Source organism: Streptomyces sp. NPDC005262 (assembly GCF_042872425.1).
Classification (GTDB): Bacteria; Actinomycetota; Actinomycetes; order Streptomycetales; family Streptomycetaceae; genus Streptomyces.
In genome coordinates this window covers 82,204-98,489 of record NZ_JBIAKK010000016.1, presented here as the reverse complement: position 1 = coordinate 98,489, position 16,286 = coordinate 82,204, and the positions used below count along the sequence as shown (strand labels likewise).

12 protein-coding genes are annotated in these 16,286 nt (G+C 70.3%); 5 read left to right on the top strand and 7 right to left on the bottom strand.

Annotated elements, in window-relative coordinates; translation table 11 throughout:
• Positions 1–49 precede the first annotated feature (49 nt).
• From ACFYP5_RS30640 to ACFYP5_RS30615, 6 genes are all read right to left on the bottom strand, one after another.
• Positions 50–1,318, bottom strand: a complete 1,269-nt coding sequence (locus ACFYP5_RS30640) for a glucarate dehydratase family protein (protein WP_389042023.1) — start codon at positions 1,316–1,318, stop codon at positions 50–52.
• A 37-nt stretch (positions 1,319–1,355) separates the two neighbouring features.
• A complete protein-coding gene (locus ACFYP5_RS30635) occupies positions 1,356–2,456 on the bottom strand; it encodes an endo-1,4-beta-xylanase (RefSeq protein WP_389042022.1) in 1,101 nt (366 codons plus the stop codon).
• Positions 2,457–2,551: 95 nt separating this feature from the next.
• On the bottom strand, positions 2,552–4,942 hold the full coding sequence (locus ACFYP5_RS30630; protein WP_389042021.1) for a glycoside hydrolase family 3 N-terminal domain-containing protein: 2,391 nt from the start codon (positions 4,940–4,942) through the stop codon (positions 2,552–2,554).
• Positions 4,943–4,993: 51 nt separating this feature from the next.
• On the bottom strand, positions 4,994–5,887 hold the full coding sequence (locus ACFYP5_RS30625; protein ID WP_389042020.1) for a carbohydrate ABC transporter permease: 894 nt from the start codon (positions 5,885–5,887) through the stop codon (positions 4,994–4,996).
• Positions 5,888–5,891: 4 nt separating this feature from the next.
• Entirely contained in the window at positions 5,892–6,821 is a 930-nt protein-coding gene (locus ACFYP5_RS30620; protein WP_389042019.1) for a carbohydrate ABC transporter permease, read from the bottom strand.
• 2 nt (positions 6,822–6,823) lie between these two features.
• Positions 6,824–8,071, bottom strand: coding sequence for an extracellular solute-binding protein (locus tag ACFYP5_RS30615; RefSeq protein ID WP_389042090.1), 1,248 nt, complete (start codon positions 8,069–8,071; stop codon positions 6,824–6,826).
• 213 nt (positions 8,072–8,284) lie between these two features.
• Between ACFYP5_RS30615 and ACFYP5_RS30610 the strand changes: the two genes are divergently transcribed.
• Together ACFYP5_RS30610 and ACFYP5_RS30605 are read left to right on the top strand one after the other, a co-directional pair.
• On the top strand, positions 8,285–9,343 hold the full coding sequence (locus ACFYP5_RS30610; protein ID WP_326602125.1) for a LacI family DNA-binding transcriptional regulator: 1,059 nt from the start codon (positions 8,285–8,287) through the stop codon (positions 9,341–9,343).
• 368 nt (positions 9,344–9,711) lie between these two features.
• On the top strand, positions 9,712–12,384 hold the full coding sequence (locus ACFYP5_RS30605; protein WP_389042018.1) for a SpoIIE family protein phosphatase: 2,673 nt from the start codon (positions 9,712–9,714) through the stop codon (positions 12,382–12,384).
• Between the two features lie 102 nt (positions 12,385–12,486).
• Here the strand turns inward: ACFYP5_RS30605 and ACFYP5_RS30600 are convergent, their stop codons facing one another.
• Entirely contained in the window at positions 12,487–13,203 is a 717-nt protein-coding gene (locus ACFYP5_RS30600; RefSeq protein WP_389042017.1) for a cupin domain-containing protein, read from the bottom strand.
• Positions 13,204–13,443: 240 nt separating this feature from the next.
• On the opposite strand from ACFYP5_RS30600, the gene ACFYP5_RS30595 reads away from it, so the two are divergent.
• The 3 genes from ACFYP5_RS30595 to ACFYP5_RS30585 are packed head-to-tail and all read left to right on the top strand — an operon-like array spanning position 13,444 to position 16,272.
• The gene (locus tag ACFYP5_RS30595; RefSeq protein WP_389042016.1) at positions 13,444–14,532 is read left to right on the top strand and encodes a WD40/YVTN/BNR-like repeat-containing protein; all 1,089 of its coding nucleotides are present in this window, start codon (positions 13,444–13,446) and stop codon (positions 14,530–14,532) included.
• 34 nt (positions 14,533–14,566) lie between these two features.
• Positions 14,567–15,244 (top strand): uracil-DNA glycosylase, encoded by a 678-nt coding sequence (locus ACFYP5_RS30590; RefSeq protein ID WP_389042015.1) that lies wholly within the window; start codon positions 14,567–14,569, stop codon positions 15,242–15,244.
• A gap of 50 nt (positions 15,245–15,294) precedes the next feature.
• The gene (locus tag ACFYP5_RS30585) at positions 15,295–16,272 is read left to right on the top strand and encodes an N-acetylglucosamine kinase (protein WP_389042089.1); all 978 of its coding nucleotides are present in this window, start codon (positions 15,295–15,297) and stop codon (positions 16,270–16,272) included.
• The last annotated feature ends 14 nt before the right edge of the window (positions 16,273–16,286 follow it).

The window sequence follows — 16,286 nt, the reverse complement described above, 5'->3', positions numbered from 1 at the left end:
CATGCTGTGATGCGCGGAGGTTCTGCGGCGGCCCTCGGGCCGCCGTCGCTCACCAGCGCGGAGTCTTCTTCTCGTAGTGGGGGTCGATCCGCCGCATGTAACCGGTGTCGTCCCGGTTGCGCAGACCGCACTTGAGGTACTGCTCATGCAGGCGGGCGAGCGCGTCGCGGTCGAGTTCGACGCCGAGCCCCGGCGCCCGCGGAACCCGCACAGCCCCGTCGGTGAACGTCAGCGCGCCCGGTTCCACGACTTCCTCGGTCTTCCACGGCCAATGGGTGTCACAGGCGTAGGTGAGGTTCGGCGTGGCGGCCGCGAGGTGGGTCATCGCGGCCAGACTGATCCCCAGATGCGAGTTGGAGTGCATGGACAACCCCATCGCGAAGTTGTCGCAGATACCGGAGAGCAGCTTGGAGCGGTGCAGGCCACCCCAGTAGTGGTGGTCGGAGAGCACCACCTGGACCGCCCCCTGCTCGACCGCGGGCGCCAGGTGGTCGAACGCCACGACACACATGTTGGTGGCCAGCGGGATCGGTGTCCGCCTGGCCACCTGCGCCATGCCGTCCAGCTCGGGCGTCGGGTCCTCCAGATACTCGAGGACACCCTCGAGTCGGCCGGCCACCTCGACCGAGGTCCCCACGCTCCAGGCGGCGTTGGGATCGAGCCGCAGCGGCACGTCGGGGAAGGCCTCGCGCAGTGCGAGGACCGCCTCGACCTCCTCCGCGGGCGGCCGGACACCGCCCTTGAGCTTGATCGCGGTGAAGCCGTACTCGGAGATCATCCGGCGCGCCTGGGCGACGATGGCCTCCGGATCCAGTGCCGCACCCCAGTCGTCCGGCTCCTGTCCCGGGTGCGCGGCCCACTTGTAGAAGAGGTACGCGCTGAACGGCACGGATTCGCGTACCGCTCCGCCGAGCAGGTCGCTGACCGGACGGCCGGCAGCCTTGCCCTGGAGGTCCAGGCAGGCCACTTCGAACGGGGAGAACACCCGGTCCACGGCGCTGCTGGTGGTGATCATCCCGGTCAGTCCGGAGCCGCCGACGCCGTTGTCCGAGGCCAGGACTTCGGCGACCTTGCGGTGCATGGCTCCGAGCGCGTACACGTCCATTCCGACGAGGGCGCCCGCAGCCGCCCGCAGCCGGCGCAGATGTCCTTCGTCGGCGTAGGTCTCGCCGAGGCCGACGAGGCCTTCGCCGGTGTCCACCTCGACGATCGCACGCAGCGCGTACGGTTCGTGCACGCCGACCGCGTTGAGCAGGGCAGGGTCACGGAAGGCGACCGGGGTGATCTTCACCGCATGGATCCGGAGGCCCGCCGTCACAGCGCCGCCTCCACTGTGCTGTCGATCATGTGCGCTATCAGTCCCTGCCTGCGGCCAGCGTCAGGTCCTGGCTCATCGCGTTGTACGCGGCCTTGGCCTTGTAGTTCTCGTCGAGGATGTTCGCCGCGCCCTCACCCGTGAAGACGCCGGGAACCCAGGAGTACTTGTCGGTGAAGCCCCACACCGTGAAGTCGGTGCAGTGCTCGGTCAGCAGGCAGCCCCGCAGCAGTACGTCGTAGGCCTCCGCCTGCGCCTCCAGTTCGGTGTTGTCGGCGGGCATCGGGATGCGGACGTCGGCCTCGGTGATCGCGGTCTCCAGACCGAGGTCGTCGAAGCGCTTCATGTTGGTGGCGATGTCGTGCGGGGCGCTGTACTGGACGTCCAGGTGTCCCTGGATGCCGACGCCGTGAACCGGCACGTGTTCCTTGCGGAGCTGTGCGACGAGGTCGTAGAGGGCGGTGCTCTTCGCGTTGACACCCTCGATGTTGTAGTCGTTGATGAAGAGCGTGGCCTTGGGGTCGGCCTGGTGCGCCCAGCGGAAGGCGTCGGCGATGTAGCCGGGGCCGAGCTTCTGCAGCCAGATGCTGTCGCGCATGGTGCCGTCGTCGTTGAAGGCCTCGTTGACGACGTCCCACTGCCAGATCTTGCCCTTGAAGTGGGTCACCTCGTCGGTGATGTGCTTGTGCAGGATCTCGCGCAGCTCATCGGCCGTGAAGTCGCCGTTGTTCAGCCAGCCGGGCAGCTGGCTGTGCCAGACCAGGGTGTGACCCCGGACCAGCTGTCCGTTCTCCTTGGCGAAGTCCACCAGCTCGTCGGCGGGAGCCCAGTTGTACGTGCCGCGCTGCGGCTCGACGGCCTCCCACTTCATGACGTTCTCCGGGGTGACCGAGGAGAACTCCCCCGCGGCCTTGGCCCGGTAGGGCGCGTCGGAGGCGAGCGCCGACATGTCGACCGCCGTGCCGATCCGCAGGTCGGCCCGCTTGCCCAGGGCCCCGAGGGTCTTGGCAGCGGCGTCGCTCTTCGGCTTGGTGTGGTGGGCGGCGTTCTCCGGGGTGGCGCTGGCCGCGACGGTGAACGTGGAGACCAGCAGGGCTACGGCGGCGGCGCCGACAACGGCAGCCTGAGTTGGCTTGCGCATGACATGTCCCTTCGATGGAATGTACCGAGTCGAAAGTTTCGGGATCCTCCCCGCAGCTGGCGCGGGGAGGCCCGGGCCCTCAAGTGAGGGCGGATTCAGATCAGTTCGATCGACGTGTCGCAGACGAGGCGGCGCCGGTGATCGACCGTGCGCTCGGGACCGGTGAGCCGCAGCTTCACGGTCTGTTTGACGTCGTCGGCCGCGCTGGATGTCGCGAGCCGCAGTTCGAGATCGCCGGGTTCGACGATCCGTCGACCGCCGATGCCGGTGAAGGACACCAGATCGGCATGGAAGTGGAACCGCACGCGTCGGGTCTGCCCGGCGGCGAGCTGCACCCGGGCGTACCCGATCAGCTTCGACTCCGGGCGCGTGGTCTGGGCGACCGGGTCGTGCACGTAGAGCTGCACCACCTCGGCGCCTTCGCGGTCCCCGCTGTTGCGGACGGTGAGTTCGATGTCGGTGGAGCCGTCGGTGGGGAGCTCGGCCGGGGCAGCGGCGCCCGCCTCCCACTCGAACGAGGTGTACGACAGACCGTGCCCGAAGGGGTAGAGCGGCGTCGGGTCCAGGTTGCTGACCCCGCTCGCCAGCCCCAGCGGCGGTTGCAGATACGTCCACGGCTGGCCACCAGGGCCGTGCGGGACACCGACCGGCAGCCGGCCGGAGGGGTTCACCCGGCCGGAGAGCACACCGGCCAGTGCCGGACCGCCCTCCTCGCCGGGGAAGAACGCCTGCACGGTGGCAGCCGTACGGTCCGCCCAGCGGCCCAGCGCGTACGGACGGCCCGTCAGCAGCACCAGGATCACCGGGGTTCCGGTGGCCAGCAGTGCGTCGAGCAGCTCGCCCTGGACCCCGGGCAGGGCGAGGTCGGCGGCGTCGCAGCCCTCGCCGGAGGTGCCGCGGCCGAACAGCCCGGCCCGGTCGCCGAGCACGGCGACGCACACATCGCTGTCGCGGGCGAGTTCGGCCGCCGCCTCGATGCCGGAGGTGTCCGTGCCGTCCACGTCGCAGCCGGCCGCCGAGCCGACTTCCGCGCCGGGGAACTCCCCCCGCAGCGCTTCGAGCACGGTCGGAATGTCGATCCCCATCGGCACCTCGGGGTGCGAGACCCCGACGTGGCTGGGGAAGGAGTAGCAGCCGAGCATGGCCAGCGCGTCGTCGGCGCGCGGCCCGACGACCGCGATCCGGCCGTCACCGCGCAGCGGCAGCGCATCGCCGGGGTTGGCGAGCAGCACGACGGCCTGCTCGGCCAGCTGCCGGGCGAGTGCCCGGTTCTCCGGCGGGTCGAGGTCCACCGTGGCACGCGCCTGCTCGGGGTCGCCCCCGATCAGCGCGGCCGGCAGCGGCGACCACTCCGGGTCGAGCAGTCCGAGTTCGCACTTCTGCAGCAGGACCCGGTTCAGCGCCCGGTCGACCAGCCCCTCGTCCACGGAGCCGTCCCGTACGGCGGCGACGAGCGCATCGCCGTAGCTGCGGACGGTGGGCAGTTCCACGTCGACCCCGGCGCGCAGCGCGAGGCGGGCGGCGTCGCCACGGTCCGCGGCGACCTTGTGCAGTGTCTCCAGGAAGCCGATGCCGAAGTAGTCGGCGACGACGGTGCCGTCGAACCCCCAGGTCGCCCTGAGCAGTTCGGTGAGCAGCGCCGGGTCGGCCGCCGCGGGCACACCGTCGATCTCGGCGTACGAGTGCATCACCGAGCGGGCACCCCCTTCCCGCAGTGCCATCTCGAAGGGCGGGAGGATGACGTCGGCCATCTCGCGCGTACCGGCCCGGACCGGAGCGAGGTTGCGGGCGCCCGCCGAGGCGGCGTATCCGGCGAAGTGCTTGAGGGTGGCGACGATCCCGGCAGATTCCAGGCCGCGGACGTACGCGGTGCCGATGGTGGCGACCAGGTACGGGTCCTCGCCGATGGTCTCCTCCACCCGGCCCCAGCGCAGGTCGCGCACCACGTCGAGGACGGGTGCCAGCCCCTGGTGGATGCCCACCGACCGCATGTCGCGGCCGATGCGGTGGGCCATCTCGGTGACCAGTTCCGGGTTCCAGGCGGCTCCCCAGGACAGCGGGACGGGGTAGGCGGTGGCGCCCCAGGCGGTGAAACCCGCGAGGCACTCCTCGTGGGCCAGCGCCGGGATACCGAACCGGCCGGCCTCCACGATCCGCTCCTGGGCGCGGGCCAGGGAGACGGCGCCGACGCCGGGATCCACCGGGGCGGTGCCGAACGGCCTGGTCAGCTGGCCGAGGCCGCGGGTGGTGAGCTCGTCCAGGTCGACCGGGTCGACCATGTCGTTCTGGTGCGGTGCGACCCCGTCACCGTCCACGTCGGCGCCCACCCAGACTCCGTACAGCTGCGCTGCCTTCTCCTCCAGCGTCATCCGGGCGACGAGGTCGGCCACCCGTGTCTCAGGGGTGAGTGAAGGGTCGCGCCACGGGCCGTCGACGGCGGTGGGCCGGGAGGCCTGGTGGGCATGCGGGGCAGGGGGGATTGCCATGGGGGCAGGGTTCCTCTCATGAGTGCGGTGGTGCGGGGCGGCGTGGGTGTGTTACTTGCCGCCCACCCCCATCAGTCCGTTGACCAGGGCCTTCCGTGCCACGAGGTAGACGGCGAAGATGGGCACGACGGAGAGGACGATCGCGGCCAGAACGGCAGGGATGTTGACTCCGAACTGGGTCATGAAGTTGAAGAGACCGAGGGTCAGTACCCGGTTCTCCTCGGACTGCGTCAGGATCAGCGGGAAGAGGAAGCCGTTCCACGCCTGCAGCGCCGTGTAGATCGCCACCGTGCTGATGCCTGCCTTGGACATGGGGATCGCCAGCTGCCACAGCATCCGCAGGGGCGAGGCGCCGTCGAGCGCCATCGCCTCGTACATCTCCTCGGAGACATCGCGCATGGTGCCGCTGAGCACCAGTACGGCCACCGGCATCGCGAAAGCGGCGGTCGGCAGGATGATCGCGGGCAGGGTGTCGTAGAGCCCCATCTTGCCGATGAGCAGATACAGCGGCACGATCACCGCCTGCGCCGGGATCGCCACGCCGAGCAGGAAGGTCCGGAAGGCGAGCGAGGAGAGCCGGCTGCGGGTACGCACCGCCACGTAGGCGACGGGCACCGCGAGCAGCAGCACGATGGCCACGGTGGACGCGGCGACGATCGCCGTGTTCACGAGCATCGTGGAGAAGCCGCTGTCCAGCACGGTGCTGTAGTTGTCGAGCGTCGGGTGGGTGGGGAAGGCCAGCGGGTCCCCGTTGAGCGCCTCGTCCTGGTGCATCAGCGACGAGGAGATCAGCGTGTAGAGCGGTACGACCACGATGATGAGCCAGACCAGCGAGCCCAGACCGGCCAGTGGGTTGCCCCAGCTCTTGCGGCGGCGGGCGGCGGCCCCACGGCGTCGGATCGCGGGCGACATGGCCGGCGCCTCGGGGCGGGTGTCGATTGACATCTCGTCACATACCTTCCCGGGTGGACCGCATGTTCCCGAAGCCGCTGAAGCGGACCAGGATCAGCGACAGGGCGGTGGCCACCACGACCAGGGCCGTGGCGATCGCCGCGGCATAGCCGAGGTCATAGGTCTGGAAACCGGTCCGGTACATCAGGTACGGCAGGACCGTGGTGTCCGTGCCGGGACCGCCCTTGGTCATGATCAGCACGGTGTCGAAGTACGTCAGCGAGCCGACGATCATCAGAACCGACGAGGTCGTGATGGTGTGGCGCAGCTGCGGCAGAGTGATGTGGAAGAACTGCCGGAACATGCCGGCGCCGTCCATCTCGGCCGCCTGGTACAGCACCTCGGGTATCTGCCGGGCGCCGCCCTGGTAGATCAGGGTGTGGAACGGCATGAACTGCCAGCCGCCGACGAACGCCACGGTGAGCAGGGCGCCGGTGGAGGATCCCATGATGTTCGGGTCGATCCCGAACCAGGGCCCTATCTCCGTGATCACGCCGAAGTTGGGGTCCAGCAGGGCGTGGAAGAGCATGGCTATGGCGGTGGTCGAGAGCAGCAGCGGGACGAAGAAGACCGCGGAGAGCACGGCCCTGCTGCGCTGCCTGCCCGCCGCCCAGACACCGAGGAGCAGTGCCACAGGGGTCTGGAAGGCCCAGCTGATGGTGGTCAGCAGAAGGCTCAGCCAGGCGGCCTGGCGGAATTCCGGGTCCTTGAACAGCCGGGTCCAGTTGTCCAGGCCCGTCGGGGTCGGGGAGTTCAGCCCGTCCCACTGGCAGAAGGAGAGGTAGACGGCGATCGCCAGCGGGACGATCGCGAAGACGGCGAAGAAGAGGATGCCGGGCAGTGCCCAGCTGACCGGAGGACGGCCGACGTTGCCGACGGCCGTCTTCCTGCCCCCACGCGTCTTCACGTGCGGAGTGTGGTGGGACATGCTTACTTGACGGCCTTCATCGCTGCGACGAACTGCTCAGGGGTGGACTTGCCGGCGAACAGCTTGCTGAGCTCGGTGAGCAGCGGGGTGGCGTACTGGGACTCCAGTGCCTGGTCCCACGAGAGCGTGAAGCTGGGCGCCTTCTGGACCAGGCTGTACTGGTCGTTGGCGAACTGCGGGTTGGGCGACGTGCTGAGCATCGAGGCCGCGTTGGACGTGGTGGGGATGTCCCCGTTGTCGACCAGGGCCTTGGCGTACTCCTGCGAGGCCATCGTCTTCAGGAAGGCGATCGCGGCGTCCTTGTGCTTGGTGCGGGCGTTGATCGACCAGTAGTTGGTCGGGTTGCCCACCACGTCCGCCGCGTCGCCGACGCCGCCGGCCACGGTCGGGAAGGCGGTCCAGCCGAGGTCCTTCTCGGCGAACTTCGGCGCCTTGCCCAGCTGGGTCGAGTACTCCCACGAGCCCATGAGGTGCATGGCGGCCTTGCCCTTGTTGAGGAGCGTGGGCGCGCCACCGTTGCCGTAGTCGACGGAGTTGAAGTTCTTGCCGAAGGCACCCTGGTCGACGAGCTCCTTGACGGTCTGGGCCGCCTTCAGCACCGCCGGGTCGCCCCAGCCGGAGGTGTCGCCGTTCTGGATCTTCTGGAAGACCTCGGGTCCGCCGATCCGGTCGAGCAGGTACTCCATCCACATCAGCTCGGGCCACTTGTCGGCGCCGCCGAGAGCGAAGGGCGTGATGCCCTTGGCCTTGAAGGTGGTGATGGCGCTCTGCAGGTCCTCCCAGGTCTTGGGGGCCTCGATCTTGTTCTCGGCGAAGAGCGACTTGTTGTAGAAGAGCATCACGGGCTGCATGCCGCGCATCGGCACACCGTAGATCTTCCCGTCGAGACTGCCCGCCGTCATGATCGACGGAAGGAATCCGTCCTTGAGCGTGGCGTCGTTCTTCACGGTGGAAGTGAGGTCGACGAGCTGGTTCGCGTCGACGTACGGCTTGATCGAGCCGCCACCCCAGTTGAAGAACACGTCCGGCGCGCTGGGCGAGCCCATGGCGCTGCGGAGCTTGTTGACATAGTCGGTGCCGGGGACGGACACCAGCTTGACCTTGACCTTGGAGGTCTTGTTGAACTTCGTGACCGCGGCCTGCTGAACCTTGACCGCGTCATCGCCGTAGACGTATGCGGTGATGGTTCCACCGTCGCTACCGCTGTCCCCGCTCGTACCGCAACCCGCCAGCAGACCGGCCAGTACCATGGCCGCACCCGCTGCGGTCCATCTCGCCGTACGCGTGCCCTGAGTGAAAATGCCCGACCGCATGACCGCACCTCTGTCGAATGTTTCGGGGTGTCTTTCGAATGTTGCCGGAACCGTACGGTCGTGTTTCGGGCACGTCAAGGGGTTCGTGGAAGGATTTTCCGAACCCTGGCCCCTTCCCCGATCCGAGCGACATGAAGCTACGATTCGCGCATGAGCCCTGCAAAGGTCCAGTCACCACAGGAGAAGGCATCTGCCGACGTGCCGTCGCAGAGCACCGCCACGCTGGCGGAGATCGCTCGCGCTGCCGGAGTCTCGGCGCCGACAGTTTCGAAAGTGCTGAACGGCCGAGCCGATGTCGCCCCCGGTACGCGCACCAGGGTGGAGGAGTTGCTGCTGCTCCACGGCTACCGGCGCAGGCGGGGTTCCACGGCACAGTCGCAGCTGATCGATCTGGTCTTCCACGAGCTCGACAGCGGCTGGGCCATGGAAGTCGTCCGGGGAGTCGAGAACGTCGCCCGGGAGGAAGGGCTGAGCCTGGTGCTCTCCGAGAGCGCCGGCCGGCTTACACCGGGCCAGACCTGGGTGGACGGCGTGCTGGCCCGTCGGCCGGTGGGCGTGATCCTGGTGCTCTCGGATCTGACCGCGGCCCAGCGCGCCCAGCTGACCAGCCGCAACATCCCGTTCGCGGTGGTCGATCCGGCGGGCGACCCGGGTGACGACGTGCCGTCGGTCGGAACGACCAACTGGCAGGGCGGACTGGCCGCCACGCGCCATCTGACCGGCCTCGGACACCGGCGGATCGGTGTCATCAGCGGCCCGTCGCGGATGATGTGCAGCCGAGCCCGGGTCGACGGCTACCGGGCCGCCATGGAGACCGCGGGACTGCCCATCGATCCCGATCTGGTCCGGGAGGGCGAGTTCTCGCACGAGGACGGCTACACCGCGGGCCTGGAACTCCTGCGGCTGCCCGAGCCGCCCACCGCCATCTTCGCGGGCAATGACCTGCAGGCACTCGGCGTCTACGAGGCCGCTCGCGAGCTGGGCCTGCGCATCCCGGAGGACCTCAGCGTCGTCGGCTTCGACGATCTGCCCCTCACCCGGTGGATCGGGCCACCGCTCACCACGGTGCGCCAGCCGCTCATAGAGATGGCCGAGACCGCGGCCCGGCTGGTCCTCGATCTCAGCCGGGGCCAGCAGCCCGCGACCACTCGGGTCGACCTCGCGACCAACCTGGTGGTGCGCAGCAGCACGGCGGCCCCCCGCCTCTGACGTCTCGCACGACCTGCGGCCGGCCCCCCGACGGATTCACCGCAGAGGCGACCGTCCGGGGGCGGGCAGCAGGTCGCGGGCGATGCCGACGACGGCTCGGTGGCAGCGGTGGGGCACCCGGGGACCGGGCCACGGCCGGGCAAGCCGGGCGGACCGGGCGTCTCCGACGAGGACAGGGATCGGCAGGAGCCACGATCCGTCGGAGGGGGCCAGTGACGGCCCCGCCCCCGGGGTACCGCGCCTGTGGCCCATGCAAGCGAAACTCCTGCGAATTCCCGTATGGACATAGCTGGTAAAAATGAGCTATGGGCGGCTTTGGCAGATATGTGGCAAGGCTCCGGTCATCGCGCCCTGGACACTCCCATACCTTGCTCGGCGTACGCACCGTGGCCGGGCAGGTGCTGCTTCTGGAGCTGGCGCTCGTGGTGCTGCTCGTCGCCGCGGCGGTGGTCTCGCTCGTGGTGCAGGGCCGGCACGCCGCCGTTCAGGAAGCCCGAAGCCGTTCGTACGCCGTCGCCGTCACGTTCGCCCACTCCCCGGGCATCGTGGCGGCGCTGGACGGCCCGGATCCCACCGCCGTACTGGAACCGCTCACGCAAGCGGTCCGGAAGAGCACACACGTCGAGTACGTCGTCGTGTCCAACACACGCGGTATCCGCTACACCCACCCCGATCCCGCGATGATCGGCAAACACATCCTCGGCCCGTACAAGGAAGCGGTTCTGGGGCACGGCTTCACCCGCACCTATCCGGCGAGCCGGGGGCCGGCCGTGAACTCGGTGGTGCCCGTACCGAGGCCCGACGGCTCGACCGCCGGCCTGGTGTCCGTGGGCATCAAGGTCACGAACATCAACAAGATGGCCGACCGCGAACTGCCGGTGCTGGCCGGCTCCGCGGTGACCGCACTTGCCCTCACCTCGGGCGGAGCGGCGCTGGTGAGCCGACGTCTGCGGCGGCAGACGCGTGGCCTCGGCCCCGCCGAGATGACGCGCCTGTACGAGCATCACGACGCGGTGCTGCACTCCGTACGCGAAGGGGTGCTCATCATCGACGGCGACGGACGGCTGGTGCTGGCCAACGACGAGGCACGGCGGCTGCTGCGCCTGCCTGCGGACGCCGAGGGACGTCCGATGACGGATATCGGCCTGCCTCGTCCCCTCGCGGAACTGCTCGCCTGCGGCCGTGTCGCCTCCGACGAGGTGAGCGTGGCCGGCGACCGGCTGCTGGCCGTCAATCTGCGGCCCACCGACGAACACGGCGGACCCGCCGGGACCGTCGCCACCCTGCGGGACACGACGGAACTGGCCGCCCTTGCCGGCCGGGCGGCAGAGGTACGGGGGCGGCTGCTTCTGCTCCACTCGGCCGGTGCGCGCATCGGGACGACCCTGGATGTGACCCGGACCGCGGAGGAACTGGCGGAAGTGGCGGTCCCCCGTTTCGCCGACTTCGCCTCGGTCGATCTCGCCGAGTCCGTGCTGCACGGTGAGGAGCCGGCGGAGCCGCTCGGCGCCGTGCTGGACATGCGGCGCACGGCCACGGCAGGCGTGCGCGACGACCACCCCTTCTATCCGATCGGGAGGATCATCGGGTTCGTTCCCACCAGCCCGCCGGCCCTGGGTCTGATCAGTGGGCACACGATGCTGGTGCCGGACCTGTCCGCCGAGCCGCGCTGGCAGGGGCCCGACCCCGAACAGGCGGCGCGAATCCTCACGTACGGCGTCCATTCCCTGCTCTCCGTCCCGCTGCACGCCCGCGGTGCGGTCCTGGGCATGGCGAATTTCTGGCGCGCGGAGAATCCGGAACCCTTCGACGAGGACGATCTGACGTTCGCCGAGGAACTGGTCGCCCGGGCAGCCGTCTGTGTCGACAACGCCCGCCGCTACACCCGCGAGCACGAGATGGCGGTGACGCTGCAGCGCAGCCTGCTACCGCGCGGCCTGCCCGAGCAGGACGCCCTCGACGTCGCATACCGCTATCTGCCGGCTCAGGCCGGGGTGGGCGGCGACTGGTTCGACGTCATTCCGCTGCCCGGTGCCCGCGTCGCACTGGTGGTCGGCGACGTAGTCGGACACGGCCTGCACGCCGCCGCGACGATGGGCCGCCTGCGCACCGCCGTGCACAATTTCTCGACGCTGGACCTGCCGGCCGACGAACTCCTCGCGCGCGTCGACGAACTGGTGGCGCGCATCGACCAGGAGGAGCACGTCGACGGCGACCGCGCGGAGGTCACGGGGGCAACCTGCCTGTACGCCGTCTACGACCCGGTGTCCGGCACCTGCTCCGCCGCCCGGGCCGGCCATCCCGGTCCCGTCCTGGTACTGCCCGACGGCACGGTGCAGTTCCCCGACGTCCCCGCAGGTCTGCCTCTGGGCATCGGCGGACTGCCTTTCGAGGCAGTGGAGTTGCCGCTGCCGGAGCGAACACGTCTGGTGCTCTACACCGACGGTCTCGTCGAGTCGCGCGAGCGGGATTTCGATACCGGGCTCGACACCTTGCGCGACACGCTGGCCGGACAGCACCGCACTCCCGAGGAGACCTGCGACGACCTGATCACTGCGCTCCTGCCCACCCCTCCGGGCGACGACGCCGCCGTCCTGGTGGCCGCTACGCGCATCGTCGCCCCCTCCCGGATCGGTGAATGGGACATCGAGCCCGACCCGTCGGCCGTCGCCGGGGTCCGCAAGAAGGTGTCCCAGTGGCTCGCCGACCAGGGGCTGGAGGAAGAGATCTTCACCACCGAGCTGATCCTCAGTGAGCTGGTCACCAACGCCATCCGCTACGGCGGCGCCCCCATCCGCGTCCGGATGCTGTACGACCACTCGCTGATCTGCGAAGTGTCCGACTCCGGGAGCACCGCACCGCATCTGCGCTATGCGTCGACGACGGACGAAGGCGGCCGCGGCCTGTATCTCGTCGCCCAGTTCGCCGACCGCTGGGGCACCCGCTACACCACCGAGGGGAAGGTCATCTGGTCCGAACAGACGCCGGGCGCGGGTGGAGCGCCCGCATTCGATTGGGCCGACGACGCCTTGGGGCTCTGATCGTGCGATCAGGGGCACCGGAGGCCATGGAGCACGGCGGGGCGCTCACCAGCTGCGGGCCGCACCCGGTGAGCACGGCCTGAGCCACCGCCTTCCGTGGCATCAGCCGCTGTAGACGTCGAGACGGCCACACATCCCGAACTTTCCGTACGCCGACGGCTGTTCGGCGTGCACACAGGCACGGGCGAGGTGACCACCGTCCCCTTGTGCCAGGGAGTCCAGCTGCTCACCGGTTGCCCGGGACGCTGCGGCGGCGCCCTGTTCCCAGCGCCCCCGCCAGTCGTCCGTCCGAGGCCTCACGAGTGCGGCGGCAGCCCGGTGGAAGGCGGCGAGCGGCTCGGGGTCGCCGGCCTCGGTGGCGCGGCGCAGCGCGAGAAAGCCCTCGACGGCGAGATCGCGGCGGGCGCGGGCGGCGCGTTCCTGTTCCGGCTCCGCCGCGTCGGCGGGGAGCGCGGCCGCCGCGCGGTAGGTGTCCGTTTCGGTCAGGTAGCGGGGCGGCAAAGTGAGTACGGCGTCCCCGGCTTCGGGCAGTCCGCTGTTCTGCATGAGGACGACGATGCGCAGGGCGTCGTCGTTGACGAGGCGATGGATCGTGCCGGGGGTGAACCACACCAGGGACCCGGCGGCCAGGGGCGTCTGCCGGAAGCCGGACGCCGTGAGGGTCTGCACGGAGCCGGCGCCGCCGACCACCACGTACCCCTCGGAACAGGTGAGGTGAAGGTGGGGCGTGCCACCGCGCAGCCCGTCCTCGGTGGGCCAGTCGTAGACCCGGAGGTGGGAGACGGCCACGGCGCCGGGCAGTCCTTCGAAGGTCACCACGGGTGCTCCTGGGTCCGGATCGACGACGGGGCAAGCGCTTTCCACCCGACGCTACGGCCCGCTCCGGACGGTGGTCAAGACGGCCCGCGCGGGTGCGGCCGCACCCCCTCCGCCGGATGCCCGCCCTCCGCCCGCCACCCCCGTCCGACCTGCACAGACATCGTCTCTGCACCCCACTGTCAGTGGCCGGGTGCAGACTGACCCCTGTCCGCGACAAAGGCGTTTCGGGAGGTGTCGGCCATGACCGACGTACTGCTCACTGTGGGAACCCGTAAAGGACTTTTCATCGGCCGAAGGCGTGGTGGCGCATGGGAGTTCGGCGCTCCACACTTCAATGCGCAGGCGATCTACTCGATCGCCATCGACACCCGCGGTCCGGTGCCCCGACTGCTGGTCGGCGGGGACAGCGCGCACTGGGGGCCGTCGGTGTTCCACTCCGACGACCTGGGCGCGACATGGGTCGAGCCGCAGCAACCTGCGGTGAAGTTCCCGCCGTTCACCGGCGCCTCCCTGGAGCGAGTCTGGCAGCTGCACCCGGCGGGGGCCGAGGCTCCCGACGTCGTGTACGCGGGGACGGAGCCTGCCGCGCTCTTCCGCTCGGAGGACCGCGGGGAGACCTTCGAGCTGGTCCGCCCGCTGTGGGAGCACCCGACGCGTTCGAAGTGGGTGCCGGGCGGGGGTGGCGAGGGGCTCCACACGATCCTGACCGATCCGAGGGATGCGCGGGACGTGACGGTCGCGGTCTCCACCGCCGGTGTGTTCCGCACCAAGGACGGCGGTGGGAGCTGGGCCCCGTCGAACAAGGGGGTGTCGGCGGTCTTCCTGCCGGATCCGAACCCGGAGTTCGGCCAGTGCGTCCACAAGGTCGCCCGGGACGCAGTCGATCCGGACCGGCTCTATCTGCAGAACCACTGGGGTGTGTTCCGCAGCGACGACTCCGGGGACAGCTGGACGGACATCGGCGTGGGGCTGCCGTCCGACTTCGGCTTCGCCGCCGCGGCCCACCCGCACCGGGCGCAGACGGCGTACATCTTCCCGATCAATGCCGACGCCGACCGAGTCCCGGCCGAGCACCGCTGCCGGGTGTTCCGCACGAGCGACGCCGGCAGCAGCTGGGAGCCGCTGTCCGCCGGACTGCCCGAGGAGACGCACTACGGCACGGTGCTGCGTGACGCGCTCTGCACGGACGACGCCGACCCGGCCGGGGTCTACTTCGGCAACCGCAACGGCGAGGTGTACGCGAGCAGGGACGACGGGGACAGCTGGGAGCAGCTCGCCTCGCATCTGCCGGACGTTCTCTGTGTTCGGGCGGCGGCCATCGGCGGTTGATCGGTCCGGTCGTATGAGCAGTAGAGTGCGGCCCGTGGCAGCAAGACCGTTGAAAGAAATCATCGAGCCGGGATGGGCTCAGGCCCTGGAACCCGCGGCCGAACGCATCGCCGCGATGGGCGACTTCCTGCGCGCGGAGATCGCCGCGGGGCGTACCTACCTGCCCGCGGGACCGAATGTGCTGCGGGCGTTCCAGCAGCCCTTCGACGAGGTGCGGGTCCTGATCGTCGGTCAGGACCCCTACCCGACGCCGGGGCATGCCGTGGGGCTGAGCTTCTCGGTGGCACCCGAAGTGCGGCCGCTGCCGGGCAGCCTGGAGAACATCTACCGGGAGCTGCACACGGATCTGGGACTGCCCCGACCGTCCGACGGCGACCTGACGCCCTGGACCCGGCAGGGGGTGCTGCTGCTCAACAGGGCACTGACCACGGCACCACGGCGGCCCGCGGCGCATCGTGGCAAGGGCTGGGAGGAAGTGACCGAGCAGGCGATCCGGGCGCTGGTGGCGCGGGGCACGCCGCTGGTGTCGATCCTGTGGGGGCGTGACGCCCGGAATCTGCGGCCGTTGCTGGGCGACTTCCCGGCGATCGAGTCCTCGCACCCCTCCCCCATGTCCGCGGACCGGGGGTTCTTCGGCTCGCGGCCGTTCAGCCGGGCCAATGAGCTGCTGGAGCGCCAGGGAGCACAACCCGTCGACTGGCGGCTGCCGTGACCGCCGCCGCGGGGCCGTTCGTCCTCGGGGTGGACTCCGGCGGTTCGGGGATGCGGGTGGCGCTCGGCGTGGTCGGGGCCGAGAAGCCGGTGGCCACCGCGGTCTGCGCCGCACCGGTGCGTACCGGACCGGCCGGGATCGATGCCGGACACCTGCTGGAACAGCTGCTTCCCGCCACCCGGGAGCTGCTCGCCCAGGCCGGTGAGCAGGAGCGGGCCGCCGAGGGCGCGTCCATCGCCGCCGTGGCGATCGGCGCCGCCGGCATGGCGACGCTGGGGGGGCAGCTGCGTGCCGAGCTTCCGGCAGCCCTGGAGAGCGCGCTCGGGGTGCGACTGCTGGCGCTGGCCGCCGACGCGGTGACCGCGTACGCCGGAGCCGTGGGACAGCGTCCGGGGGCGGTCGTCGCCGGCGGCACGGGCATGATCGCACTGGGCACTGATCTGACGAGCTGGCACCGGGCCGACGGCTGGGGTCACCTGCTGGGCGACAGCGGTGGCGGCGCCTGGATCGGCCGGGCCGGACTCGATGCCGCCATGCGCGCGCACGACGGTCGGCGCGGCGGGTCGGCCGCACTGCTCGCCCGGCTGGAAGCGGTGTTCGGCCCGGCGCCGGACCTGCCCGGCGTGCTCTATCCGCGTACCGACCGGCCCGCGCTGCTGGCTTCGTTCGCCCCCGAGGTCGCCGCGTGCGCCGGGGACGATCCGGTCGCCGCCGGCATCCTGCGGGACGCCGCCGGACACATCGCGGAGGCGGCCGCGGCGGTGTGCCCGCAGCGCGGGGCGGACGACGAGCCGTGCGAAGTGGCCCTGACAGGTGGCTTGTTCCGGATGGGCGACCCGCTCCTCGTACCGCTGCGCGAAGAGCTCGCCCGGCAACTCCCGCAGGCGCGGACGGTCCCCGGTTCGGGTGATCCACTGACCGGTTCGCTACGCATCGCCGAGGCGCTGGCCACCGGTGACCTGCGGTTGCCGCTGCACCCGACGATGCTGTGCGTACCCGCCTACGGGCCCGGACAGGAGGGGCCGTAAGGAGCGACAGAGCA

Coding starts and splice junctions, on each gene's coding strand:
- ACFYP5_RS30635 (WP_389042022.1), bottom strand. CDS start 2,456: ATGCGCAAGCCAACTCAGGCTGCCGTTGTCGGCGCCGCCGCCGTAGCC.
- ACFYP5_RS30630 (WP_389042021.1), bottom strand. CDS start 4,942: ATGGCAATCCCCCCTGCCCCGCATGCCCACCAGGCCTCCCGGCCCACC.
- ACFYP5_RS30625 (WP_389042020.1), bottom strand. CDS start 5,887: ATGTCAATCGACACCCGCCCCGAGGCGCCGGCCATGTCGCCCGCGATC.
- ACFYP5_RS30620 (WP_389042019.1), bottom strand. CDS start 6,821: ATGTCCCACCACACTCCGCACGTGAAGACGCGTGGGGGCAGGAAGACG.
- ACFYP5_RS30615 (WP_389042090.1), bottom strand. CDS start 8,071: ATGGTACTGGCCGGTCTGCTGGCGGGTTGCGGTACGAGCGGGGACAGC.
- ACFYP5_RS30610 (WP_326602125.1), top strand. CDS start 8,285: ATGAGCCCTGCAAAGGTCCAGTCACCACAGGAGAAGGCATCTGCCGAC.
- ACFYP5_RS30595 (WP_389042016.1), top strand. CDS start 13,444: ATGACCGACGTACTGCTCACTGTGGGAACCCGTAAAGGACTTTTCATC.
- ACFYP5_RS30585 (WP_389042089.1), top strand. CDS start 15,295: ATGCGGGTGGCGCTCGGCGTGGTCGGGGCCGAGAAGCCGGTGGCCACC.